General features: G+C 64.6%; 19 protein-coding genes. 6 read left to right on the forward strand and 13 right to left on the reverse strand.

The genetic code is table 11. The annotated features are described in order from the left end of the window. Positions 1–68: 68 nt before the first annotated feature. Together AC1DSF_RS15710 and AC1DSF_RS15715 are read left to right on the forward strand one after the other, a co-directional pair. The gene (locus tag AC1DSF_RS15710) at positions 69–1,232 is read left to right on the forward strand and encodes a glycosyltransferase family 4 protein (protein ID WP_478183100.1); all 1,164 of its coding nucleotides are present in this window, start codon (positions 69–71) and stop codon (positions 1,230–1,232) included. After that, positions 1,229–1,891, forward strand: coding sequence for an acyltransferase (locus AC1DSF_RS15715; protein ID WP_478183101.1), 663 nt, complete (start codon positions 1,229–1,231; stop codon positions 1,889–1,891). Before AC1DSF_RS15710 ends, AC1DSF_RS15715 begins: the two co-directional genes overlap by 4 nt. A 25-nt stretch (positions 1,892–1,916) precedes the next feature. Here the strand turns inward: AC1DSF_RS15715 and AC1DSF_RS15720 are convergent, their stop codons facing one another. After that, on the reverse strand, positions 1,917–3,026 hold the full coding sequence (locus AC1DSF_RS15720) for a BMP family ABC transporter substrate-binding protein (RefSeq protein WP_478127117.1): 1,110 nt from the start codon (positions 3,024–3,026) through the stop codon (positions 1,917–1,919). Positions 3,027–3,214: 188 nt separating this feature from the next. On the opposite strand from AC1DSF_RS15720, the gene AC1DSF_RS15725 reads away from it, so the two are divergent. Further along, the gene (locus tag AC1DSF_RS15725; protein WP_478127118.1) at positions 3,215–5,413 is read left to right on the forward strand and encodes a phosphocholine-specific phospholipase C; all 2,199 of its coding nucleotides are present in this window, start codon (positions 3,215–3,217) and stop codon (positions 5,411–5,413) included. Positions 5,414–5,474: 61 nt separating this feature from the next. Here the strand turns inward: AC1DSF_RS15725 and AC1DSF_RS15730 are convergent, their stop codons facing one another. The 12 genes from AC1DSF_RS15730 to AC1DSF_RS15785 form a co-directional block, all read right to left on the reverse strand. Beyond that, the gene (locus AC1DSF_RS15730) at positions 5,475–5,891 is read right to left on the reverse strand and encodes a hypothetical protein (protein WP_478127119.1); all 417 of its coding nucleotides are present in this window, start codon (positions 5,889–5,891) and stop codon (positions 5,475–5,477) included. A 120-nt stretch (positions 5,892–6,011) separates the two neighbouring features. After that, positions 6,012–7,079, reverse strand: coding sequence for an adenosine deaminase (locus AC1DSF_RS15735; protein WP_478127120.1), 1,068 nt, complete (start codon positions 7,077–7,079; stop codon positions 6,012–6,014). Beyond that, entirely contained in the window at positions 7,079–8,080 is a 1,002-nt protein-coding gene (locus AC1DSF_RS15740; RefSeq protein WP_478127121.1) for an aromatic ring-hydroxylating dioxygenase subunit alpha, read from the reverse strand. The genes AC1DSF_RS15735 and AC1DSF_RS15740 overlap by 1 nt, the downstream gene beginning before the upstream one ends. An 81-nt stretch (positions 8,081–8,161) precedes the next feature. Further along, positions 8,162–9,337 (reverse strand): BMP family ABC transporter substrate-binding protein, encoded by a 1,176-nt coding sequence (locus AC1DSF_RS15745; protein ID WP_478127122.1) that lies wholly within the window; start codon positions 9,335–9,337, stop codon positions 8,162–8,164. Between the two features lie 66 nt (positions 9,338–9,403). After that, the gene (locus AC1DSF_RS15750; protein ID WP_478127123.1) at positions 9,404–10,324 is read right to left on the reverse strand and encodes an ABC transporter permease; all 921 of its coding nucleotides are present in this window, start codon (positions 10,322–10,324) and stop codon (positions 9,404–9,406) included. Then, positions 10,324–11,472 carry an ABC transporter permease gene (locus AC1DSF_RS15755; RefSeq protein WP_478127124.1) on the reverse strand — a complete coding sequence of 383 codons (1,149 nt, stop codon included), beginning with the start codon at positions 11,470–11,472 and terminating at the stop codon, positions 10,324–10,326. The genes AC1DSF_RS15750 and AC1DSF_RS15755 overlap by 1 nt, the downstream gene beginning before the upstream one ends. Beyond that, positions 11,465–13,006 carry an ABC transporter ATP-binding protein gene (locus AC1DSF_RS15760; protein ID WP_478127125.1) on the reverse strand — a complete coding sequence of 514 codons (1,542 nt, stop codon included), beginning with the start codon at positions 13,004–13,006 and terminating at the stop codon, positions 11,465–11,467. Before AC1DSF_RS15760 ends, AC1DSF_RS15755 begins: the two co-directional genes overlap by 8 nt. 50 nt (positions 13,007–13,056) lie before the next feature. Beyond that, a complete protein-coding gene (locus AC1DSF_RS15765) occupies positions 13,057–14,340 on the reverse strand; it encodes an NCS2 family permease (RefSeq protein ID WP_478127362.1) in 1,284 nt (427 codons plus the stop codon). Between the two features lie 171 nt (positions 14,341–14,511). Beyond that, on the reverse strand, positions 14,512–15,468 hold the full coding sequence (locus AC1DSF_RS15770) for a LysR family transcriptional regulator (protein ID WP_478127126.1): 957 nt from the start codon (positions 15,466–15,468) through the stop codon (positions 14,512–14,514). 65 nt (positions 15,469–15,533) lie between these two features. Then, positions 15,534–17,960, reverse strand: a complete 2,427-nt coding sequence (gene xdhB / locus AC1DSF_RS15775) for a xanthine dehydrogenase molybdopterin binding subunit (RefSeq protein WP_478127127.1) — start codon at positions 17,958–17,960, stop codon at positions 15,534–15,536. Between the two features lies 1 nt (position 17,961). Next, on the reverse strand, positions 17,962–19,542 hold the full coding sequence (xdhA, locus tag AC1DSF_RS15780; protein ID WP_478183102.1) for a xanthine dehydrogenase small subunit: 1,581 nt from the start codon (positions 19,540–19,542) through the stop codon (positions 17,962–17,964). Positions 19,543–19,661: 119 nt separating this feature from the next. Beyond that, positions 19,662–20,573 carry a LysR family transcriptional regulator gene (locus AC1DSF_RS15785; protein WP_478127129.1) on the reverse strand — a complete coding sequence of 304 codons (912 nt, stop codon included), beginning with the start codon at positions 20,571–20,573 and terminating at the stop codon, positions 19,662–19,664. Positions 20,574–20,667: 94 nt separating this feature from the next. On the opposite strand from AC1DSF_RS15785, the gene AC1DSF_RS15790 reads away from it, so the two are divergent. From AC1DSF_RS15790 to AC1DSF_RS15800, 3 genes are read left to right on the forward strand one after another with little or no spacing between them, the layout of a single operon-like run. After that, positions 20,668–21,864, forward strand: coding sequence for a PQQ-dependent sugar dehydrogenase (locus tag AC1DSF_RS15790; protein ID WP_478183103.1), 1,197 nt, complete (start codon positions 20,668–20,670; stop codon positions 21,862–21,864). A 35-nt stretch (positions 21,865–21,899) separates the two neighbouring features. Next, complete coding sequence (locus AC1DSF_RS15795; RefSeq protein ID WP_478183104.1) at positions 21,900–22,514, forward strand: c-type cytochrome; 615 nt, start codon at positions 21,900–21,902, stop codon at positions 22,512–22,514. Between the two features lie 60 nt (positions 22,515–22,574). Next, a complete protein-coding gene (locus tag AC1DSF_RS15800; RefSeq protein WP_478127132.1) occupies positions 22,575–24,728 on the forward strand; it encodes a thiamine pyrophosphate-dependent enzyme in 2,154 nt (717 codons plus the stop codon). Positions 24,729–24,786 lie beyond the last annotated feature (58 nt).

Below are 24,786 nucleotides of genomic sequence, written 5' to 3' on the forward strand. Positions count from 1 at the left end.
CCGGCAACTCTTTCCAGGAAGATCATGAAATCACGTGACGCCGCCAAGAGCGCCCGCAGCCGATGAAGGTGCTGCTGATCGCAAACTACGAGCCGGACGGACAGGCCAGCATGCTGGCTTTCAAGCGCGTCCTCGAACGTGAACTGCCCCGGCTCGGGTGCGAAGTCCGCGTGATCGCGCCCACCATGCGACTGCTGCGCTACTTCAAGACGTCGCGCTGGTGGAAGTGGCCCGCCTACGTGGACAAGTTCATCCTGTTCATGCCGTCGATTGCGCGCCCGGTGCGCTGGGCCGACGTGGTTCATGTGGTCGATCATTCCAACAGCATCTACGTTCCCTGGGTGGACAGCAAGCCCAACGTCGTCACGTGCCACGACGTGATCGCGGTGCAAGCGGCCAAAGGCATGATCGAGGGCTGGCAGGTCGGCCGGTTCGGGCGGCTGCTGCAGCGGCTCATCGCACGGGGGCTGGCAAAGGCCGACCTCATCACCTGCGTGTCGGATCTGACCCGCCGTGACCTGCTCGCGCTGGGCTTCGCGGACGAACGCAGGGTCACGACCGTGCTCAACGGCCTGAACGACAACTTCGCCCCGGTGCCGACGGACGATGCGAGGCGGCTGATTTCGCGGTTCGGCCTTTCTCCCGAAGACAAATACCTGCTCCACGTCGGCTCGGAACTGGACCGCAAGAACCGGCGCGGAGTGCTCGAAGCCTTCATCGCCCTGCAAGAGCGCGCCCGGGCCGGCGGAACGCCTGCCATCGTCCAGCGCCTGGCGCTGGTCGGGCCCGACCTGAACGACGAATTGATGAACGTGGCACGCCAGCACGGCGTGGCGGATCTGATCCTGACCGTCAGGAACATCTCGCATGAGGAACTGCGGGCGCTCTATTCGAGCGCCGTGGCGCTGCTTTTTCCGTCGTTCCAGGAAGGTTTCGGCTGGCCGGTCATCGAGGCGCAGGCTTGCGGCTGCCCCGTGTTGACGTCCAATCGTGCGCCAATGAACGAAATTGGCGGCCCCGGCGCGGTCTACGTCGATCCGAACGATCCGACAGCCATGGCCGCGGCGATCGAGTCGGCGGCACCGCACCTGGACGAGATGCGCCGCCTCGGCCTCGAGAACGCCGCGAACTACACCGCTGAACGGATGGCATCCAACTACGTCTCCGCTTACCGGCGAGTGATTGCCGAGCGAAGCGCGACGAACCAACCGCACCCGCGAAAGGCCCCATGAGAAAGCTGCTGGCGCTCGGCGTCGTGTTTCTCCCCTGGGCCATCAAGCGCTGGGTCTTGCGCCGCTTCTGGGGCTACCAGATCGCGGACGGGGCGCGCATCGGGCTGTCCTATATCTTTCCGGGCCAGCTGGTGATGGGCGAAGGCGCCTACATCGGGCACCTGAACGTCGCCATTCACCTGGGCCGGATGGAGTGCGGTGCGCACTCGATCATCAATCGCTCCAACTGGATCACCGGCCACCCGCCGGGCGGCGCCCACTTCACGCAACGGACGCAGCGCGATCCGGCGTTTCTGCTCGGCGACCATGCGGCGGTCACCAAGTCGCACATCATCGATTGCACCGACAGGATCGAGATCGGCGCCTTCACGACCGTCGCCGGCTACCAATCGCAGCTCATCACGCATGGGATCAACGTGTTCGAAAGCCGGCAGGACTGCAAGCCGATCCGCATCGGCGCCTACTGCCTGGTGGGCACGCGGGTCACCGTGCTCGGCGGCTCGGCCTTGCCCGACAGGTCAGTGCTGGGCGCCGGATCGGTGCTGAACAAGGTCCACACCGAGGAATACGCCGTCTATGCAGGGCAACCCGCTGCCAAGGTGAAGACCCTCGACCCCGAAGACGCCTACTTCCATCGCGCAAGCGGCTTCGTTGACTGAATCCAGGGCGGGCTGTGGCGGGAGGTCAGTTGACCTTGCCTTGAACACCTTCGACCAGCCAGTTCATCTTGAGGATCTGCTCATCGGTCAGGCTCTGGCCCTTGGGGATGACGACATGGCCCTGGTTGTCGCGCACGTCGGCAACGGCATGAAAAGGTTGCAGCTTGCCTGAAGCGATGTCCTGCTGGCGCAGCATCACTTCGTCCTGCACGGCCTTGGGCACCTTCGTGCCGAAATCGCCCACGCGGATCATTCCTTCCTTGACGCCACCCCACACGCTGCCGCTCTTCCAGGTGCCGTCGAGCACGGCGCGCGCGCGCTGCGTGTAGTACTCGCCCCACTGGTGGGTGACCGCGATGATCTGCGCATCGGGTGCGACCTTGCGCATGTCGGAGTGATAGGCCACGGCCATCTTGCCGCGCTCCTGCGCCGCGGCCATGACGGCGGTCGACCCTGTGTGAAAGGCGATCACGTCGACGTTCTGGTTGAACAAGGTCATCGCTGCTTCGCGCTCCTTGGGCGGGTCGAACCAGACGTCGAGCCACACCACCTTGACCTGCGCCTTGGGATTGACCGAGCGCATGCCCAGCGTGAAGGCGTTGATGCCCTGCAGCACTTCGGGGATCGGAAAGCCGGCGACGTAGCCGGCGACATTGGTCTTCGTCATGCGGCCGGCCGCGACACCTGCGAGATACCGGCCTTCGTAGTAGCGCGCGTTGGCGATCGCGACGTTGGGTGCGGTCTTGTAGCCGGTGATCGACTCGAACTTCACATCCGGAAAATCGCGCGCCACCTTCAGCGTCGGCTCCATGTAGCCGAAGCTCGACGTGAAGATCAGCTTGTTGCCCTGCTGCGCGAGATCGCGGATGACGCGCTCGGCATCGGCGCCTTCGGGAACGTTTTCGACATAGGTGGTCTTCACCTTGCCTGCGAGGGCGGCCTCGACGGTCTTGCGCCCGTTTTCATGCTGGCGCACCCAGCCGGCGTCGGTGACGGGCGCGACATAGACGAATCCGATCTTGAGCGGATCGGGCTTCGGCGTGGTGTTCGCGGGGGTTGCGGTGTTCGCGGGTTGCGAAAAAGCGGGAAGAAAAAAGCAGGCGGCCGCGAGCGCGGCAGCGAGGTTTTTGTACATGGTAGTCCTCTACATGGCCCCAAAAAGAAAAATGGCGCTGCGGGGCAGCAGCGCCGGGCGGGCATTTTACGCGCGCTGTGCTTGAATGAGGCGGGCCCGTGTCACACACTCTTCACGGCGATGTCACGGCTTCTCCCTAGTCTCGTGTGCGTTCACAGCCCACGAACCAACTCCCGGAGGAGAACCCCATGAACTCGCGCCGCAAATTCATCCAAGGCACCGCCACGACCGGCATTGCCGCCGCCACGCTCGCCGCATTTCCACCCAGCATTCGACGCGCTCTTGCGATTCCGGCGCACAACAAGACCGGCAGCATCAAGGATGTCGAACACATCGTGATCCTGATGCAGGAGAACCGCTCCTTCGACCATTACTTCGGCACGCTGCGCGGCGTGCGCGGCTTCGGCGACCGGTTCACGATCCCACTGCCGCAGGGCCTGAACGTCTGGCAGCAGACCGATGCCAACGGCCGGCAGGTGCTGCCCTTCCATCTCGACGGCAGCACGGGCAATGCCCAGCGCTTCAGCGGCACGCCGCACTCATGGGCGGACGGCCAGAACGCGTGGGACGGCGGCCGCATCAATCAATGGCCGCGCTACAAGACGGCCGCGTCGATGGGCTACTTCAAGGAAGCCGAGTTGCCCTATCAGTTTGCGCTGGCCAATGCCTTCACGATCTGCGATGCCTATCACTGCTCCATGCATACGGGCACCAATTCGAACCGCATGTTCCTTTGGACCGGCACCAATGGCCCGACCGGCGCGGGTGTCGCGTCGGTCAACAACGAGTGGGACTCCATCGATGCATCGACCTTCGGATACGAATGGAAGACCTACCCCGAGCGCCTCCAGGCCGCCAAGGTGAGCTGGATGGTCTACCAGAACATGCCGGACAACTTCGGCGACAACCCGCTCGCGGGATTCAAGCAGTACCGCATCGCCAACGAAGTCTCGGGCAAGCCGGTGAGCAACGACGCGCTTTCGCCCGCCTACGATCCTGCGAGCGATGATGCCGGCAACCCGCTCTACAAGGGCATTGCCAACACGATGCCGGGCGATCTCAACGATCCGTCGACCCACTTCGATCGGTTCCGCCAGGACATCAAGTCCGGCAAGTTGCCGCAGGTGTCATGGCTCATTGCCGGGGCGACCTATTCGGAGCACCCGGGCCCGTCCAGCCCGGTTCAGGGCGCCTGGTACATCCAGGAGACGCTCGATGCGTTGACTGCCGTGCCCGAGGTCTGGAGCAAGACCGTGCTGATCGTCGATTTCGACGAGAACGACGGCTACTTCGACCACTGCCCTTCCCCCTCCGCGCCTTCGCTGAATCCGGACGGCACGCCGGCCGGCAAGACGACGCTGCCCGAGCGCGAAGTCGCCTTCGAGCGCTTCACGCATCCCAATCCACCCGGCACGAAAGGCCAACCGCAGCCCGACGGGCGCGTGTACGGACCCGGCATGCGCGTGCCGATGTATGTGATCTCGCCATGGAGCCGCGGCGGCTGGGTCAATTCGCAGGAGTTCGATCACACCTCGGTCGTCCGCTTCATCGAGAAGCGCTTCGGCGTCAAGGAGCCGAACATCAGCCGCTTCCGCCGGGCGGTGTGTGGCGACCTGACGAGCGCCTTCAATTTCGAGAATCCCAATGACGAAGTGCTGCCCACGCTAGCAGGCCGCAAGTCGCGCGCGCAGGCGGACGCGCTGCGCGCCGAACAGGAAAAGCTCACGCCTATCACGCCGCCCGCCAACCCGCTGCTGCCGCAGCAGGCCACCGGAACGCGGCCGTCGCGCGCGCTGCCCTATGAACTGCACGTGAGCGCGCGCGCTGATGCACTGCATGGGCGCGTCCGGCTCGTGTTCGCCAATACTGGCGAGGCAGGGGCCGTGTTCCACGTCTACGACAAGCTCAATCTCGATCGCCTTCCGAGGCGCTACATGGTCGAACAAGGCGAGCGCCTGGAAGACGACTGGAGCGCCATGACCAGCAACGCCGGTCTCTACGATCTCTGGGTGCTCGGGCCCAACGGCTTCCATCGGCACTTCAAGGGAGACCTGAATCGCTTGCGCGCCCGCGGTGCACCCGAGCCGGAGTTGCGCGTCGGATACGAGAAGCGCCGCGGCGACCTCTATGTGAAGCTGCGCAATGACGGCGACCGGCCATGCCAGTTCACCGTCAAGGCCAAGGCTTACCGCAATGACGCGCGGCAGGTTCGCGTCAAGGGCGGTGAAGATACCGAGTTGCACTGGGACCTGGACGACAGCGGCTGCTGGTATGACTTCTCGGTGACCTGTGATTCGGACCCGGCCTATTGCCGCCGGTTTGCCGGTCGCGTAGAGACTGGCAAGCATTCCGTGAGTGATCCGGCCTTCGGCAAGCCGGATCTTTGAACCAGGAAGCAAAAAGGGGCGCTGCTCAGGCCGCGCCCCTTTTTCTTTCTATGGATTTTTTCTACTTGGAAGCGGTCGCCGGATTCTTCATGGTTGAAATGACTCGGCTGTTGACGCGCGAGCCGCCTACGACGTTCTGATCCGGCGCCGAAGCAGCGGCGATTGCCTGTGCATTGATGACCGCTGGGTCGACCATCGGCGTGAAGGGCTCCGCACCGCGCGAACCGCGCGTCACGTTCTGGTCCGGTGCATGCGCCGTTGCGATCGCTTGCTGCGCCATCTTTTCAGGATCGGCCATCGGCGTGAAGACTTCAGCGCCGCGCGAGCCGCGCGTCACGTTCTGGTTGGGCGCGTGGGCTGCGGCGACGGCCTCGGCCTGGACATCGGCACGGCTGCGGCCTTGAACGGTCTGAGCCTGGGCGCTGGCAACGGCGCATGCGGCCAAAAGCGCGCCACACGTGATCTGGGAGAGTTTCATGTCGAATCCTTTGGATGAGGGAAGTAAGGGAAAACCCTTTGGACGTTAACCCTCGTCCGTGGCGAAACGATGACGAAACCCAAACCCACGTCCCCGACGTGACGAACTCAAACACGCCGCTCAGGCGAAGCCGTCGAACACAGCGTTGAGCCGGTCGACATAGGCACGCTTGGCCGCCGCCTCGACAAAGCTCCCTTCGAAACTGTTGGCGGCCAGTTGCCAAGCATGCTGCGCAGTGAGGCCGGTGGCGGCAAAGGTCTCGATGAAGTTCTGGTTCATGTAGCCGCCGAAATAAGCCGGGTCGTCCGAGTTCACCGTCGCCACCAGACCGCCATCGAGCAACTCCCGTAGGTTGTGCTGGCCGAGATCGGGAAAAACGCAGAGCTTGAGATTCGACAGCGGACACACGGTCAGCGGGATGCGGTCGTGTGCGAGCCGCTTCATGAGCGCTGCGTCCTTGGTGCTTTGTACGCCATGGTCGACGCGCTCGACCTTGAGCACGTCGAGCGCGCTCCAGATATAGGCTGGTGGTCCCTCTTCGCCCGCGTGCGCGACGAGATGAAAACCCAGCTCACGGCAACGAGCGAACACCCGCGCGAACTTCTCGGGCGGATGGCCGAGTTCGCTCGAATCGAGGCCGACGCCGATGAAGCGATCGCGGAACGGCAGCGCCTGCTCGAGCGTCGCGAAAGCGTCTTCCTCGCTCAGGTGCCGCAGAAAGCACAGGATCAGTTCGGCATCGACTCCGAGCTTGGCCTTGGCCTCGACGCAGGCGCGGTGCAGCCCGTCAATCACCGTCTGCATCGACACGCCGCGCTCGGTGTGGGTCTGCGGGTCGAAGAACATCTCGGTGCGGATGACGTTGTCCGCAGCGGCGCGCTCCAGATAGGCCCAGGCCATGTCGTAGAAGTCCTGCTCCTTGAGCAGCACGCTGGCGCCCGCGTAGTAGATGTCCAGAAAGCTCTGCAGGTTCGTGAATGCGTAGGCGCGGCGCAGGTCTTCCACGCTCGCATACGGAATGGCGACGCCGTTGCGCTTCGCCAGCGCAAAGATGAGTTCGGGCTCCAGCGAGCCCTCGATGTGTATGTGCAGTTCGGCCTTGGGCATGGCGGCGAGCAGCGCGGGCAGGCGGTCGGCAGGCACGTCGCGGACTGCGTGCCGGGTGGGCCGGAACTTGGAGATATTCATCAGCAGACTCCGAAGGTAATGCCGCGCGTCTTGAGATGGCGGCGGTAAATGGACGAGGCCTTGTCGGCCACGGTGTGAAGCTCGGCCCGGAGATCGAGCGGCAGGCGCTTGGGGCTTTGCGACTCGAGCACCGGCTTGTCCTGCAGGAAGATGGTGTCCTGGAACGCGCGCAATGAAGCCTCGTCGCGCTCGAAGTCGGCCGTCGCAAAGCGGAACCAGACACGGCAACGCTCGGCGTCGATCGGGCAGATGTACATCGCGATCGATTCGCGGTAGTCGCCGATGCCGACGCTCACCGCGTCGGGCACCTTGGTGAGCACCGCCGCATACGGCGCAGTGACCTCGTAGGTGTATTCGACCTGCGCGGGCGCGGTCGAATTGACGGTCGACTGCGGCTGCCATGCCTTGCACCCGGTGGCAAGAAGGCCGTTGGGCGTGGCTTCGACGCGGTAGTCGTCGATGGCTGCCATGTCTCGCGCACCTAGCCAGCCTTCATGCACGAAGCCGAAGTGCGCCATGTCGAGAAAGTTCTCGATCAAGCGGGGAGCGCTGGTTTCGACGTCGTAGGGTCCGCAGTCGATCTTGCGAAGGCTCGCATCGGCTTCTGCGGCGAACGTGGGCAGCAATTCATCGCCGCTCCCTTCCGGCGCCGCAAGTTGAACCCAGATCAGCCCATTCGCCTCATGCGCTGCGTGCGGTGTAACGCGGTGTGTCGCCGGAGGGACGAACGCGGGCAGAGCGGGTACTTGCGTGCAATGGCCTCCCGCCTCGAAGCGCCAGCCGTGATAGGGGCATTCAAGGTGCGCAGTGCCCTCGCAGTCGACCACGCGCCCCAGCGAAAGCTGAGCGCCTCGGTGCGGGCAGCGGTCGGGCCAGGCGTGCACGGCAGCCTTGTCGTCGCGCCACAAAACGATGTTTTCACCCAGCAGCCGAACCGCGACGGGCGCGTTCGCCACGTCTTTGACAAGCGCTACGGGATGCCAGAGTTGTCTTTCGATCATTGCCAGATCTGAAATGAGAAAGCTGAAATGAAAAAGGGTTGCCCAAGGACAACCCTTTGCGCCGGAGAACCGGGCTGCGGATTACTTCTTGTCGCCGCCCGGAACCTTGCCTTCCACGCCCTTGACGTAGAAATTGATGCCGGTGAGGAACTTGTCGTCCGCCACCGCGCCGTTGGCGACCAGTTCCTTGCCCTCCTGGTCCACGATCGGGCCTTTCCAGATCGAGAAGCTGCCGTCCTTCAGGCCCTTCTTGACTTCGTCGACCTTGGCCTTGGCTTCGGCAGGCACGTCCTCGGCGATCGAGACGAGATCGATCGCGCCTTCCTTCACGCCCCACCAGCTCTGGCCGGTCGTCCACTTGCCGTCGAGCACGTCCTGGGTGGCCTTGATGTAGTACGGAGACCAGTTGATGACGGCCGAGGCGAGGTGAGCCTTCGGTCCGTAGGCAGTCATGTCCGAATCCCAGCCGAATGCGCGCTTGCCCTTTTCCTGCGCGGTCTTGAGCACGGCGGGCGAGTCGGTGTTCTGGAAGAGCACGTCGGCGCCGCCGTTGATCAGCGCGGTAGCGGCTTCGGTTTCCTTCGGCGGGCTGAACCATTCGTTCACCCACACGACCTTGGTCGTGATCTTGGGGTTCACCGATTGCGCGCCCAGCGTAAAGCTGTTGATGTTGCGCAGCACTTCGGGGATCGGCACCGAGCCGACCACGCCCAGCGTGTTGCTCTTGGTCATCGAGCCGGCGACGATGCCGGCCATGTAGGCGCCTTCATAGGTGCGGCTGTCGTAGGTGCGCATGTTCTCGGCCGTCTTGTAGCCGGTGGCGTGCTCGAACTTCACGTCCTTGTTGTCGGCTGCGACCTTGAGCATCGGCTCCATGTAGCCGAAGGTCGTGCCGAAGATCAGCTTGTTGCCCTGGCTCACCATGTCGCGGAACACGCGCTCGGCGTCGGCGCCTTCGGGCACGCTTTCGACGAAGGTGGTCTTGATCTTGTCGCCGAATTCCTTTTCGAGCGCCTTGCGGCCGTTGTCGTGCGCGAACGACCAGCCGCCGTCGCCCACCGGGCCCACGTAGGCGAAAGCAATGTTGAGCGGGCCCGTCGAAGCCGGTGCCGGCGCAGCGGCAGTGGGTGCCGGCGCTGCGGGTGCTGCCGCCGGTGCGGCGGCTTCTTCCTTTTTGCCGCAGCCGATGAGGGCGGCCGAAGCCACTGCCGTGAGGGCAGCCAGCTTGAGCAGGGAACGCTTGTTCAGATCATTCATTTCTTGAAATCCTCAAAGGACAGGTTGGCAGAGAAACAGAGCGAAACGGAAAACGGAAACGCGAGATTATGAGCCGGGGTAGAACGGTTTTCCTATCGAAGCGGGCATGTTCACGCGAATGAAAGCGGGGTTGCGCGAGATCAATGCCAGCACCACGATCGGCGCGACGTACGTCAGCATGCTCAGGAATTGACTCGGCACGTTGACGCCAGTGCTTTGCAGGTGAAAACCGAGCATGGAGACACCGCCGAACAGGTATGCGCCGAGCAGCACGCGCACCGGCCGCCAGGTCGCGAAAGTCGTCAGTGCCAATGCAATCCAACCCCGTCCGGCCACCATGCCTTCGACCCACAGCGGGGTGTACACCGTCGAGAGATAAGCGCCCGCCAATCCGCACAGCGCGCCGCCTGCGATCACTGCCGTCAAGCGAATGCGCCGTACCGGATAGCCCAGCGCATGCGACGACTCCGGCGATTCGCCGACCGAGCGCAGCACCAGTCCCGCCCGCGTGCGATAGAGGAACCAGATGAGCCCGAAGGTCAGCACCACCGCGAAATACACCATCGGGTGATGCCGGAACAGCGCCGGCCCGACCAGAGGGATATCGCCGAGCACCGGGATCGCATACGACACGCTCTCCGGCAGCTTGGCCTGCACGAAGTTGATGCCTGCGAATGCCGAGAAGCCGACGCCGAAGAGACTGAGCGCAAGCCCCGTCGCGTACTGGTTGGTGTTGAGCCAGATCACCAGCACGCCGAAGAAGGTAGCCAGCAATGCACCGGCAGCCATGCCCGCCAGAAAGCCGAGCCAGGTGTTGTGCGTCGTGACCACCGTGGCAAAGCCCGCGATGGCGGCGCAGAGCATCATGCCCTCGGCGCCGAGGTTCACGATGCCGGCCTTCTCGTTGATCAGCAGGCCCAGCGCCGCAATGGCGAGCACCGTGCCGGCGCTCAGGGTTGACCCCAGGAGGAGTGCGTAGCTTTCCATCATGCAGTTCCTTCGGAAGGACGGGCGACGGGCGCAGTGAGGGGTGTGCTGGCCTGCAGCGAAGACGTTCCGGGTTCAGCCACGGCCTTGGGCGCGAGCTTGCGCCGGATGCGATAGGCAATGAGCGTGTCGCAAGCCAGCAGCGTGAACAGCAGCAGGCCCTGGAACACTCCCGTGAGCGATTTCGGCAATCCCAGCCGCGACTGGGCCAGTTCGCCGCCGATATAGAACATGCTCATCAGCACCGCCGAGAAGATCATTCCCACCGGATGCAGCCGTCCGACGAAGGCCACGATGATCGCGGCGAAGCCGTAGCCGGCCGGCACATAGGGATTGAGCTGGCCGATTGGCCCGGCGACTTCGAGCGCCCCTGCAAGACCGGCCGCACCGCCCGAGGTGAGCAGCGCGATCCACACCGCGCGCCGCGCCGAGAAGCCTGCGTAGCGCGCCGCGGCCGGCGCCAATCCGCCGACCTGCTGAGCGAAGCCCGCCCGCGTGCGGAACAGAAAGACCCATAGCCCCGCCGCGCCGATCAGCGCGATGACGAGGCCGATGCTCACGCGCGAGCCCTTCATGAGCCGCGGAATCTGCGTCACCGCTTCGAAGGTCTTCGTCTGGGGGAAGTTGTAGCCGTGCGGATCCTTCCATGGCCCGTAGACCATGTAGCCCAGCAGCAGCGTCGCCACGTACACCAGCATCAGGCTCACGAGGATTTCGTTCGCATTGAACTTGTCCCGCAGGAACGCCACGATGCCGGCCCACACCATCCCGCCGGCAATGCCCGCGAGCAGGATGCCAGCGACGATCCACTGGCTGGTCTCCTTGTCGGCCAGCAACGCCACGCCGCCGGCTGCCATGGCGCCGAAGACGAACTGCCCTTCGGCGCCGATGTTCCACACGTTGGCGCGAAAACACACCGCAAGACCGAGCGCGATGATCAACAGCGGCGTGGCCTTGACCATCAGCTCGCCCAACGCATAGCTGCTCTTGATCGGCTCCCAGAAGAAAACCAGCAAGCCCTTGACCGGGTCCTTGCCCAGCAGCGCGAAGAGCACCATGCCGATCAACACCGTGATCAACAGTGCCAGGATCGGAGAGCCGTAGCTCCAGAAGCGCGACAGTTGCGGGCGGGGTTCGAGCTTAAGCATGGGCCACCTCCGACGACGCCGCGGCGCCCTGGTGCGACTTGTCCCAGAGCCCGCTCATCCACTCGCCGATCTGCGGCACCGTCGCAGCGGCGCGGTCGATGGACGGCGACAGCCTGCCCTTGGCGATCACGTACAAGCGGTCGCTGATCTCGAAGAGCTCATCGAGTTCTTCGCTCACCACCAGCACTGCGCAGCCTGCGTCGCGCAACGCGAGGATCTCGCCGCGAATCAACGCCGCGGCGCCCACGTCGACGCCCCAGGTCGGTTGCGAGACGATGAAGATCTTCGGGTTGGCGTCGATCTCCCGGCCGACGATGAATTTCTGCAGATTGCCGCCCGACAGCGAGCGTGCCGCAGCGCCCGGCCCCCCGGCCTTGACGTTGAAGCGCTTGATGATGTCGCTGGCATGCTGGTTCAGCGCGCGTGTGCGAATCCATCCGCCCTTTCCGATCGCATTGCTGCGCGTGAGCAAGAGGTTGTGCGCCAGACCCAGCGTCGGCACGGCGCCGCGGCCCAGCCGCTCCTCGGGCACGAAATGCAGCCCCAGCGCGCGGCGGCGGCGTGGCCTGAAGTGCGCGGCAGGCTGCCCGAACACCTCGATCATCCGGGACTCCGCACGGGTGTCTTCGCCCGACAAGGCATAGAGCAGTTCCTTCTGCCCGTTGCCCGACACACCCGCGATGCCGACCACCTCGCCGGCGCGCACATCCAGCGAGATCCCGTCCAGGTCGACGCCGAACTGGTCCTCGCGCGCCAGCGACAGGCGCTTGACCTCGAGCGCCACCGCGCCCGCATGGATCGGCCGGTGCGTGAGCGGCGGCGGCTCCGCGCCAATCATCAGGCGCGAGAGCGATTCGTTGGATTCGTTCTGCGGGTTGCAGACCCCCGTCACCTTGCCGCCGCGCAAAACCGTGCAGGCCGTGCACAGCTCGCGGATTTCATGCAGCTTATGGCTGATGTAGAGGATGCTGCAGCCCTCGGACGCCAGCTTCTTCAGCACGACGAAGAGCTTTTGCACCGCCTGCGGTGTCAGCACCGAGGTCGGCTCGTCGAGGATCAGCAGCTTGGGGTCCGTGAGCAGCGCGCGGATGATCTCGACGCGCTGCATCTCGCCGACCGACAGCGTGTGCACCGGGCGCGAGGGGTCGATGTCCAGCCCGTATTCGCCAGCCTTGGCCTCGACGCGACGCGCGACTTCCGCCAGCGCAAGGCTCTTGTCCAGGCCCAGCCAGACGTTTTCGGCGACGGTGAGCGTGTCGAAGAGGCTGAAGTGCTGGAAAACCATGCTGATGCCCAGCGCCCGCGCTTCCTGCGGGTTGCGCACGTTCACCGGCTGGCCGTTGAACATCACGGTGCCTTCATCCGGCTTGACCGAGCCGTAGATGATCTTCATCAGCGTGGATTTGCCGGCGCCGTTTTCGCCGAGCACCGCATGCGTTTCGCCGGCAGCCACCGTCAGCGAAACATCGCTGTTGGCGACGACCGCCGGATAGCGCTTGGTGATGTGCGCGAGCTGGAGTCTGTGGATTTTCATGGCTGTGCCTGCCTTTTCATGCGCGTATTACACCCCCGAAACAGGCCGGGTCATGAACCGCCTATGTAGATGAACTTGAAGAGGAAGACTCCGCCGATGAGCCACACCATCCAGTGCACCTCCTTGACCTTGCCCGTGAACAGCTTCAGCGCCGCATAGGTGATGAAGCCGAACGCCAGGCCATTGGCGATGGAATAGGTGAATGGCATGGTGAGCGCCGTCACGACTGCGGGGATCGTCTCGGTGGTCTCGTCCCAATTCAGCTCGGTCAATTCCCTAAGCATCAAACAGGCCACGAAGAACAAGGCCGGGGCTGTCGCATACGCCGGCACTGCACCTGCCAGGGGCGAAATGACCAGCGCCGCCAGGAACAGCACGGCCACGGTGAGCGCCGTCAGCCCCGTGCGGCCACCTGCCTGCACGCCCGCGGCGCTTTCCACATAGGCGGTCGTGCTCGACGTGCCCAGCAGCGAACCCGCGAAGATCGCGCCGCTGTCGGCGAGAAGCGATTTGTTCAGGCGGTCCATCTTGCCCGGCACCAGCAGGCCCGCGCGCTTGGCCACACCCATCAGCGTGCCGGTGGCGTCGAAGAGTTCGACAAGGAAGAAGACCAGCACCACGTTCAGGATGCCGCCAGACAGCGCCGCCTTGATGTCAAGCTGCAGGAAGGTCGGCGCAATCGAAGGCGGCGCCGCGAACACGCCATGAAAGGTGTTGCCGCCGAAGAAAAAGGACAGCACCGTCACCGCGATGATTCCGATCAGGATCGCGCCGGGCACCTTGAGCCGGTCGAGCACCACGATCAAGAAAAAGCCGAGCGTCGACAGGACGACCTCGGGCGTGTGCAGATTGCCCAGGGTGACGTAGGTCGCCTTGGAGGGCGCCACGATGCCCGCGCTCTTGAGCGCAATGATCGCGAGGAAGAGCCCGATCCCGACTGTGATCGCGATTCGGATCGAATGCGGTATGCCCCTGATGATCAGCTCGCGAAGCTTGAACACCGTCACCAGCAGGAAGAGGCACCCCGAGATGAACACCGCTCCCAGCGCAGCCTGCCAGGTGAAGCCCATCTGCAGCACCACCACATAGGCAAAGTACGCGTTGAGCCCCATGCCCGGCGCCAGCGCGATCGGGTAGTTGGCATACAGCGCCATGATGCCGGTGCCGAGTGCGGCGATCAGGCAGGTGGCAACGAACACCGCGTCCTTCGGCATGCCCGCGTCGCCGAGGATCGACGGGTTCACGAAGATGATGTAGGCCATCGTCAGGAAGGTCGTGAGGCCCGCCACGATTTCCGTGCGCACGGTGGTGCCGTGCTCTTCGAGCTTGAACATCCGTTCCGCCCAGCCCTTGGCAGAGGCTTGCTGCGGGGCCGCGTGGCGTGGGGGGGCCTGCCCGCTGAGGTCGAGCATCTGATCTGTCCGGTTCATCGTCTTGTCTCCGAGTGCTTGTGTGTGTCGATGGCGTGGGTTGTCTTGATCGCGACGCCGGCGCGAAAAACTGTTCTATTCGGGGCCGGAGCCGGGGGCCGCCATGGGCCGCAACGACGCCGCTACCGACTTGGCCCGCTCGCGCAGCCAGCGCGCCGAACTCGATGAATGGGTGCGCTCATGCCACAACTGGTAATACATGAGGCGCGGCAGCGGCACGGGGCATTCGAGGATCGCCACCGGCAGCCGGTCGAGGAAGCGCTCGCAATACTGGCGGCCGGTGGTCAGCACCAGCAGGCTCGACGCGACGATGTCCGGAATGAGCCCGAAGTGCGCGCAGCGCGCTGTGATGTTGCGCTGCCGGCCCATGTCGTCGAGCATCTGGTCGATGATCCCGCGCGCGCCCGGATGGGTGGGCGTCGGCGCGATGTGCTCGGCCGAGAGCCAGCTTTCCAGGTCCCATCCGCGGCGCACAGCCGGATGGTCCTTGTTGACCAGCGAGACGATGTCGTCGCCGAAGAGCCGCGCCATGTGCAGGTCTTCCGGCGGCTTGAGCCAGTTGCCGATCACCACGTCGACCTGCCCGAGCGAGAGATGCGCGTGATAGTCCGAATCCGAGGACAGCGGATGGATCTCGATCTGGCAGAGCGGCGCCTGGCTCTTGATCTGCGCCACCAGTTGCGGCAGGAAGAGCGGGTCCATGTAGTCGCTCGCCGCGATGCGGAAGGTGGTGGCCGCCGTCTGCGGATCGAACCCGCGCGCGTCGCTGAAAAGCACCTCGGCGGACCGCAGGATGGCGGCAGCCGGCTCGATCATCCGCAGCCCCGCATCCGTCGGGACCATGCCCGAGCCCGAGCGCACCAGCAACGGGTCGCCCGACAGCTCGCGCAGCCGCTTCAGGGCTGCGGAGACGGCGGGCTGGTACATCCCCAATCGGATGGCGGCACGCGAAACGCTGCGGTCAGTCAACACGGTGTGAAGAACCCTGATGAGATGAAGATCAATCTTGTCTAGAAGCGCCTGGTCTCTCATAGCTGCCCGCGTAGGTCTGGTAGGTGCGGGCAGTTATACAGCGCGGCTTTCACATGAAAGCGCCCTCAGGCAGCCGCGTTCTGCACCGCGGTGACCGCACGCAGGATCGACTCGCTGGTGGCAGGCGCGCGCAGCGGTGGATCGGTGCGATGCTCGCCCGCTGCCGACACGGCGTCGCGGATCGCGAAGAACACCGAGAACGGCAGCAGCAGCGGTGGCTCGCCCACCGCCTTGCTGCGATGGATCGAATCCTCGAAGTTCTCGCCTTCGTAAAGCCGCACGTTGAGCACCGGCGGGCAATCGTTCGCGGTCGGAATCTTGTAGGTGCTGGGCGCATGCGTGGTCAGCAGTCCGGTCTTCGGGTGCCACACCAGTTCTTCGGTGGTCAGCCAGCCCATGCCCTGGATGAAGGCGCCTTCGACCTGGCCGATATCGACTGCAGGGTTCAGCGACTTGCCGGCGTCATGCAGGATGTCCGCGCGCAGCAACTTCCATTCACCCGTCAGCGTGTCGACGATGACTTCGCTCACCGCCGCGCCATAGGCGTAGTAGAAAAAGGGACGGCCCTGCATCTTGTCCTTGTCCCAGCTCAGGCCGGGCGTGGCGTAGAAACCGTCGGACCACAGTTGCACGCTGTCGAGGTAGGCCTCGCCGACCAGCGTGCTGAAAGGCAGTGTGCGCCCGTTGACTTCGACTTTGTCGTTGGCAAAGCGCACTGCCGAAGCCTCGCCGCCGTGGCGTGCGGCCGCGCATGCGGCCAGGCGTTCGCGAATTTGCCGGGCGGCATCCTGGGCGGCCTTGCCGTTCAGGTCGGCACCGGTCGATGCCGCGGTGGCCGAGGTGTTGGCGACCTTCTGCGTATCGGTGGCCGTGACCTTCACGCTCTCGAAGCTCACTCCCAGTTCATGCGCAACGACCTGCGCCACCTTGGTGTTCAACCCCTGCCCCATTTCGGTGCCGCCGTGGTTCACGAGGATCGAGCCGTCGGTGTAGACGTGCACCAGCGCGCCGGCCTGGTTGAAGTGCTTGACGTTGAACGAGATGCCGAACTTCAGCGGCGCGAGTGCGATGCCGCGCTTGAGAACCGGACTCGCGGCGTTGAAAGCCGCAATCGCTTCGCGGCGCGCGCGGTAGTCGCTGCTGGTCTCCAGTTCGTCGACCAGTTCATGAATGATGTTGTCGGTCACGACCTGGCCGTAGGGCGTGACGTTGTTCTCGCCCTTGCCGTAGAAATTGACCCGGCGCACATCCAGCGGATCGCGCCCCAATTCACGCGCCACGGTGTCCAGGATGTTCTCCATCGCAATGGCACCCTGTGGACCCCCAAAGCCGCGGAAGGCCGTGTTGCTTTGCGTGTTGGTCTTTCCGGAAAAACCGTGCATGGCCACGTCGGGCAGCCAGTAGGCGTTGTCGAAGTGGCAGAGCGCACGCGTCATCACCGGGCCCGAGAGATCGGCCGAGTGCCCTGCTCGCGAGACCATCGTGATCTCGGCGCCGAGGATGCGGCCTTCGTCGTCGTAGCCGACTTCATATTCGTACCAGAAGCAATGGCGCCGGCCAGTGATCATGAAGTCGTCGTCCCGGTCCAGCCGCAGCTTGACCGGTCGCTTCAGCTTGTTGGCGGCGACGGATGCCACGCAGGCGAAGAGCGCCGATTGCGATTCCTTGCCGCCGAAGCCCCCGCCCATGCGACGGCACTCCACGTGCACTTCGTTGGCATGCAGATGAAGCGCATGCGCCACCAGATGCTGCATCTCGCTCGGATGCTGGGTCGAGCAATACACATGCATCGAACCGCCTTCCTTCGGGATGGCATAGCTGATCTGGCCTTCGAGATAGAACTGCTCCTGCCCGCCGACGTCGAGCTCGGCCTTCAGCCGGTGCGGCGCCCTGGCGATGGCCGCCTTCGCACCGCCTTCGTTCGTGCTGCGCACGACGTGCATCGGCGGCACGACGTACTGCTCTTTCGCATGCGCTTCTTGCGGCGTCAGGACGGGCGGCGCGGCCTCGATGTCGAGCGCGTCCTTGGCGCGGGCGGCGGCGCGTCGTGCGGCATCGCGTGTTTCGGCGATGACGGCGAAGACGGGCTGGCCCATGTAGCGGATGTCACCGCTGCAGAGGATGGGGTCGTCGTGCACGATCGATCCGCAATCGTTGCTGCCCGGGATGTCCGCGGCGGTGATGACCGCCACCACGCCCGGCATGGCGCGAATCTCATCGAGCTTCATGTCCTTGAGCCGGCCGTTGGCCACGGGCGAGAGACCCAGTGCGCAATGCAGCGTGCCCGCAAGTTCGGGGATGTCGTCGATGTAGGTCGCCTCGCCGGCCACGTGCAGCCGCGCCGATTCGTGCGGCCGGCTGATGCCCACGCGCGCGCCATCGTCATGCGCCTTGGCTTCCGCGCCCACGTCGATGCGTGCGGCGGTGTTGGTGAGGTAGTCGGCAAAAGCCTCAGCCGGTTTGAGGAGGTTCGGGTCCAATGGCTTGTTCATCTCAGGCTCCTTCCGCCACGATGTGCGGCATCACGCTCCAGACGCTGGTCGCTTCGAGCGGCAACGGATCGGTCGCGCGCGTTTCCAGCCAAAGCCGTTGCAGCAGGTTCTGCGCCACCTGGAGTCGATAGTCTGCGCTTGCCCGCATGTCGGTCAAGGGCTTGAAATCCTGCGCCAGCGCGAGCTTGGCGGCGTTCACGCTGGACTGTGTCCAGGGCTTGCCGACAAGGGCGGCTTCGGCCTGCGCAGCACGCTTGACGATCGCGGCCATGCCGCCGAAAGCCAGGCGCACCTCCTTCACGACGTCACGGTCGAGGGTGACCGCGAATCCGCCGCACAGGGCCGAGATGTCGCAATCGAATCGCTTGCTGATCTTGTAGGCCCTGATCTGGCGCTGGAGCGCGGCGAGAGGAATCGCGAGCCCCTGGACAAATTCGCCTGGCAGCAGGCGGTTCTTCATGTAGTCGACATAGAAATCGGGCAGCGGCATGCGGCGCACGTGCTCGCCTCGACGCAGTTCGATTTCGGCGTCGAGGGACATCAGCACGGGCGGCGAATCGCCGATGGGCGAGCCGTTGGCGACATTGCCACCGATGGTGCCGGCATTGCGGATCGGCGGCGAGGCAAAGCGCAGCCACACGTCGGTCAGGCTGGGGACGCGCCGCGTCAGGGCCGCGAAGGCGGATTCGAGCGATGCGCCGGCGCCGAGATAAAGCTCGTCGGCGCGCTCCTCGATGGTCTTCATTTCGGCCACATCGCCGACGAAGATGATGTCGCCCAAGTCGCGGAACTGCTTGTTCACCCACAGGCCCACATCGGTCGACCCGGCCAGAAGCTGCGCCGCGGGCTTTTCCATGCGCAGCGCCGCCAACTCGGCCAAGGTGGTGGGCGCATGAAAGTGGTCGATGCGCTGACCCAAGGGGGCGGCGTATTCGAAAGTGCTCTCGTGCTGCAGGCTCGTGAGCGCCTTCACCACAGGCTGGGTGTCGAGGCGCGCATCAGGCAGGTCGAACATGCGCTGACCGGCGTCGAGGATGGGGCGATAGCCGGTGCAGCGGCAGAGGTTGCCCGAAAGATCGTCGGCCAGTTGCTGCCGCGTCGGCCGCGTGCCATCGGCCTGATGGTGCTCATAGGTGGACCAGAGCGACATCACGAAGCCCGGCGTGCAGAAGCCGCATTGCGAACCGTGGCAGTCGACCATCGCCTGCTGCACCGGATGCAGGCGCTGCACGGGGTGCTTGTCGTGCACGTGCGCGTCACGGCCCTGGCTGCATTGCGCCTTGAGATCCTCGACGGTGAACAGCGCCTTGCCGTGCAAGGTCGGCAGAAACTGGATGCAGGCATTGACGGTCTGCAACCGCAATCCGCCGATCGCGCCCTTTTCGCCGGGTTCGGCCAGTTCGCCGATCACAACGGTGCATGCACCGCAATCGCCCTCGTTGCACCCTTCCTTGGTGCCGGTGCAGCGAGCATCCTCGCGCAGCCAGTCCAGCACGGAGCGCGTCGGGTGGACGCCGCTGATGTCGACGATCCGGCCTTGGTGGAAAAAGCGGATGGGTTGTGTGCTCGGTGTCATGCTCATGCTCGTTCAAAAATCGGGCCAACTGGAAGTTAGTCCTTTAGAGCCGCATACGCATATATGCGTGCCCATATCGGCTATGTGGGGCTTGGTATGGAAGGGGTGGGTAAACACCTAAGCACCTACGCCTCCGTGAACAGATCCCGGACCACCTGACGCAGCCACCGGTTCGCAGGGTCGGCCTCGAAGCGCTTGCTCCAGTGCAGCGACACCGTGAAGTCGCGCAACGGAAACGCCGGCTCGACGATCGCGTAGCCGCCCTCTTCGGCAAAGCCGCGCGCGATGTTGCGCGGCATCACCACGGCCAGGTCCGTCGCGCGGACGATGGCCGGCAGCACCATGAAGTGCTCGGTCGTCAGGCGCACACGATCTTCTAGATTGAGCAGTTGCAGGATGCGCAGCGTCTCGGCGTGCGTGCGCACCGCCACGTATTCGAGCTTGCGCAAGGCCTCCAGCATGGCCTGCCCATTGCGCCGCGATCGCGCGAACGGATGGCCCTTGCGCAGGAGCACGATGTAGCGGTCCTTCAGCAGCGCCGCGCGTTGGGTGTCGCGCACCTTCGAAAGGAACCCAAACGCGAAATCGACACGCCCGCTGTCGAGCGCGGGCGCGATGTCGCCGGGCTGCAGCGGAAAGGTCTCCAGCCGCACGCCAGGCGCCAATTCGCCCAGCCTGGACATCAGCAGCGGAAGAAAACGGCCTTCGCCGATATCGCTCATGTGGATGCGGAAAGTCTTGCGCGATTCGGCGGGCTCGAAGCGATCGGGCTCGCTGAGCGCATCTTCGAGCGTGCCCAGCGCCGATTGCACCGCCACCGCGAGCCGCTCGGCGCGCGGGGTCGGCGCGACGCCTCCCGGCGCCCGGATGAAGAGCGCGTCCTTCAGCAGCAGACGCAAGCGCCCCAGCCCGTGGCTTGCGGCGGGCTGCGTGAGCCCAAGCGATTCGGCCGCACGGCTGACGCTGCGGGCTCGATAGACGGCGTCGAACAGCCGCAGAAGGTTGAGGTCGATGGCGTCGATATGCATGGCGTTCATATTGCTTAGCTCGATTATTTTATTGAACGCGCACAGCGGCAAACGCACACTGGCGGGTGGCGCAAGCCAACCCACAACGAGAAGGAGACACCACATGGCCACGATCCGTCAGTTCGCGGTGATAGCCGCTTTGCTCTGCGCGGCAACCGCCGCATGGGCCCAGCAAGCTCCGGCAGACGAGCCCGGTTGGGCCAAGGGGCGTCCGAAGACGGACGCGGCCAATCGTCTGGCGCCGGTGCCGGCCTTCCCGATACCGACCGCACCCGACCAGTTGCCTACAGCCAAGTTCAAGCTGCCGCCGGGCTTCAAGGTGGAGACCTGGGCCTCTGGCGTGCTCGACGCGCGCGAACTGCGCGAAGGCGCCAAGGGCAACGTGTTCGTGAGCACGCTGTTCGTCGGCAACAAGGTCTACGTGATTCCTGAAAAAGGCAAGCACGAGCCCAAGACGCTCATCGACAAGATGCCCTTTGCCACTGGCATCGCCTATCACAAGGGCGCGCTCTATCTCGCCACCAACACGCACATCTACCGCTACGACAACATCGAGGACAAGCTCGACAACCCCGGGACGCCCGTGGTGCTCACGGACAAGCTGCCGGGCGGCCAGGACCACAGCTGGCGCTTTCTGCGCGTACACAACGACAAGCTCTACTACGCCGTCGGCGCACCCTGCAACCTCTGCGAGCCGGACGACCAGCACGGACGCATCTTTCGCATGAACCTCGACGGCAGCAACGTGGAGACCATTGCGCAGGGTGTGCGCAACACGGTCGGCTTCGACTTCGATCCGAAGACGGGCGACCTCTGGTTCACCGACAACGGCCGCGACTGGTTCAGCGAAGACCTGCCGAACGATGAGCTCAATCACCTGACCAAGGTCGGCCAGCATTTCGGCTATCCATATTGCCATCAGGGCAACATCCTCGACGCTGAGTTCGGCTGGGGCAAGAGCTGTGACGACTACGTGAAGCCCGCGGCGCTGCTCGGCCCGCACGTGGCCGGACTGGGACTGGTCTTCTACGACGGCAAGATGTTCCCGAAGAAGTACCAGGGCGCGATGTTCATCGCACGCCATGGCCCGTGGAACCGCTCGAAGAAGTACGCCGACATCGCCGTGGCATGGCCTGACGGCAAGGGCGGCGCCAAGGTCGAGCCCTTCATGACCGGATTCGTCGAGAACAACCAATACCTCGGGCGGCCGGTCGATTTCCTCGTACTCAAGGACGGCTCGATGCTCGTGAGCGATGACCACGCGGGTGCGATCTATCGCATCAGCTACGGCGGCCGATGAGGAGGCTGGCGCAACCGGCGATCAGAGCGGGGGCCATGGCGCTCCTGGGGCTTGCGGCTCTGGCAGCAAGCGCCCAGGGAACGCAAGGCGCGGCATCCACGCAAGGCAGCTATGCGCAGCGCTTCGCAAGCGTGTGCGCGGCCTGCCATGGCGCCAATGGGCGCAGCGAGATGGCGGGGACGCCATCGCTTGCGGGCCAGCATTCGTTCTATGCGATCACACAGCTCTTTCTGTTTCGCGAAGGCCGGCGCAGCAATGAGGCGATGTCGGCCATTGCCAAGGGCATGACGGACCAGGACATGCGGGGCTTCTCGGATTTCATCGCGACGCTGCCGCCGGTGCCTGCACCTGCACCGGCCGCGCCGCCCGATGCCGCGCGCATGGCGCGCGGCCAGGCGCTCTCGCAGGAGTTTCGCTGTGTGATGTGCCATGGCGCGGATCTGAGCGGCGGCCAGCAGGTGGCGCGCATCGCGCAACAGAGCGAGGACTACCTGAAGCTCACGCTGCACGAATTTCAATCGGGCAAGCGCCCGGGCTACACACAGGCGATGGCCGAGGCCGTGAGGCCGATTCCGTCGGACGACCTCGACACGCTCGCCTACTACATCGCGCGCTTTCCCGGCGCGCCGAAACCATCGACCGGCAAGTAGCAGCGCAAACAGCAGCGCCAATAGCGGCAGCAATTTCAAACGCGATCGGAGTCAAGTCTCTTGGAAGTTTCATTCAGCAAGGAAATCGAGGCCTTGCGCCTCGGTGCAGGCGATACGTTTCACGGCGAAGGCATCCTCGCCATCACCAAGGGCCTTCTGCAATCGGGCGTGGCCTATGTGGGCGGCTACCAGGGCGCGCCGGTGTCGCACCTGCTCGACGTGATGGTGCAGGCCAAGCCGTATATGGACGAGCTCGGCGTGCATGTGGAGGCGTGTTCGAACGAGGCCTCGGCGGCAGCCATGCTCGGTGCGTCGATCCACTACCCGCTGCGCGGCGCGGTGACGTGGAAGTCGATCGTCGGCACCAACGTGGCGGCCGATGCGCTGTCCAACCTGTCGTCCCCGGGCGTGAAAGGCGGCGTGCTGATCGTCGTCGGCGAAGACTATGGCGAGGGTGCTTCCGTCATCCAGGAGCGCACGCACGCCTACGCACTCAAGTCGAGCATGTGCCTGCTCGACCCGCGGCCCGACCTTGGCGTGATGGTGAACATGGTCGAGCACGGTTTCCGCCTCTCCGAACACTCGAACATGCCCTGCATGATGGAACTGCGCATTCGCACCTGCCATGTGCGCGGCAGCTTCGAATGCAAGGACAACCTGCCGCCAGCCATCTCGAAGCGCGCGTTGATCGAAGAACCGGCCGGCTTCGACTACATGCGGCTCGCGCATCCGCCGGTGACCTTTCGCCACGAGAAGCTCAAGGGCGAAGAACGGCTGCCGGCCGCACGCCGCTATATCGCCGAACACAAGCTCAATGAGCTGATCCCCGGCACGCACGCCGACCTCGGCATCGTCGTGCAAGGCGGGCTCTACAACGCGCTCATCCGCAGTCTTCAGCAACTCGGCTTGGCGGATGCCTTCGGCGCCACCGACATTCCCCTGCTGGTGCTCAACGTCGCCTATCCGTTGGTGCCGGAAGAAGTGGCGGACTTTTGCGCGGGCAAACGCGCGGTGCTGGTGGTCGAGGAAGGCCAGCCCGAATACATCGAGCAGGAGATCGCCACCCTGCTCCGCCGGCGCGACATCCAGACGCCGCTGCATGGCTGCGACATGCTGCCGGCCGCCGGCGAATACGGCGTCGAAGTGCTGGCGACCGGACTTGGCCAATTCGCGGCGCGCTATCTGCCGGAACATGCGCAAGACTCCGCCGCGGAATGGCTGACCGGGAATCGCGACCGCCGCGCAGCCGTGGCGAAGTCGCTGGAGTCACCGCTGCCCACCCGCCCGCCCAGCTTCTGCATTGGCTGCCCCGAGCGACCTGTGTTTGCCGCGCTCAAGCTGGCGCAGCAGGACAGCGGCCCGGTGCACATCGCCGCCGACATCGGCTGCCACGCGTTCGGCACCTTCGAGCCCTTCTCGATGGGCCACTCGATCCTCGGCTACGGCATGAGCCTCGCAAGCCGAGCCGGTGTGTCGCCGATGATGCAGCGCCGGGCGCTTTCGATCATGGGCGACGGTGGCTTCTGGCACAACGGGCTGCTGACCGGGGTGCAGAGCGCGCTCTTCAACGGCGATGACGCGGTGCTGCTTATTTTCAAGAATGGCTACACCTCGGCGACGGGCACGCAGGACATCATCTCGACGCCGGACGACGAGGTGAAAGAGCGGGCCATCGACAAGCAGCAGAGCCTGGTCGACAAGAACCAGACCATCGAGTCGACGCTCAAGGGCCTGGGCGTGCAATGGCTGCGGACCGTTCACACCTATGACGTCGACAAGATGCGCAAGACGCTCAACGAAGCCTTCACGAGCGACTTCAACGGGCTGAAGGTCATCATCGCCGAGGGCGAATGCCAACTGGAGCGCCAGCGCCGCATCAAGCCGTGGATTGCAAGCCTGCTCAAGAAGGGCGAGCGCGTGGTGCGCGTGAAATACGGCGTCGACGAGGACGTGTGCAACGGCGATCACGCATGCATCCGCCTGTCGGGCTGCCCGACGCTCACGATCAAGGACAACCCCGATCCGCTGAAGGTAGATCCGGTGGCCGTGGTCATCGACGGCTGCGTGGGCTGTGGCTTGTGCGGCGCCAATGCGCACGCCGCCACGCTGTGCCCGAGCTTCTATCGCGCGGAAGTGGTGCAGAACCCCAAGTGGCACGAAAGGCTGCTGCATTCGCTGCGCGGCGCCGTCGTGCGTGCGCTCCAAACGGCATGAGATTGGCACTCCCCCAGGTTGGCTCACTTCGTGTAGCCGCCCACCCCCTCGCCGGGGG

It is taken from the genome of Variovorax sp. 01N429, assembly GCF_056399425.1.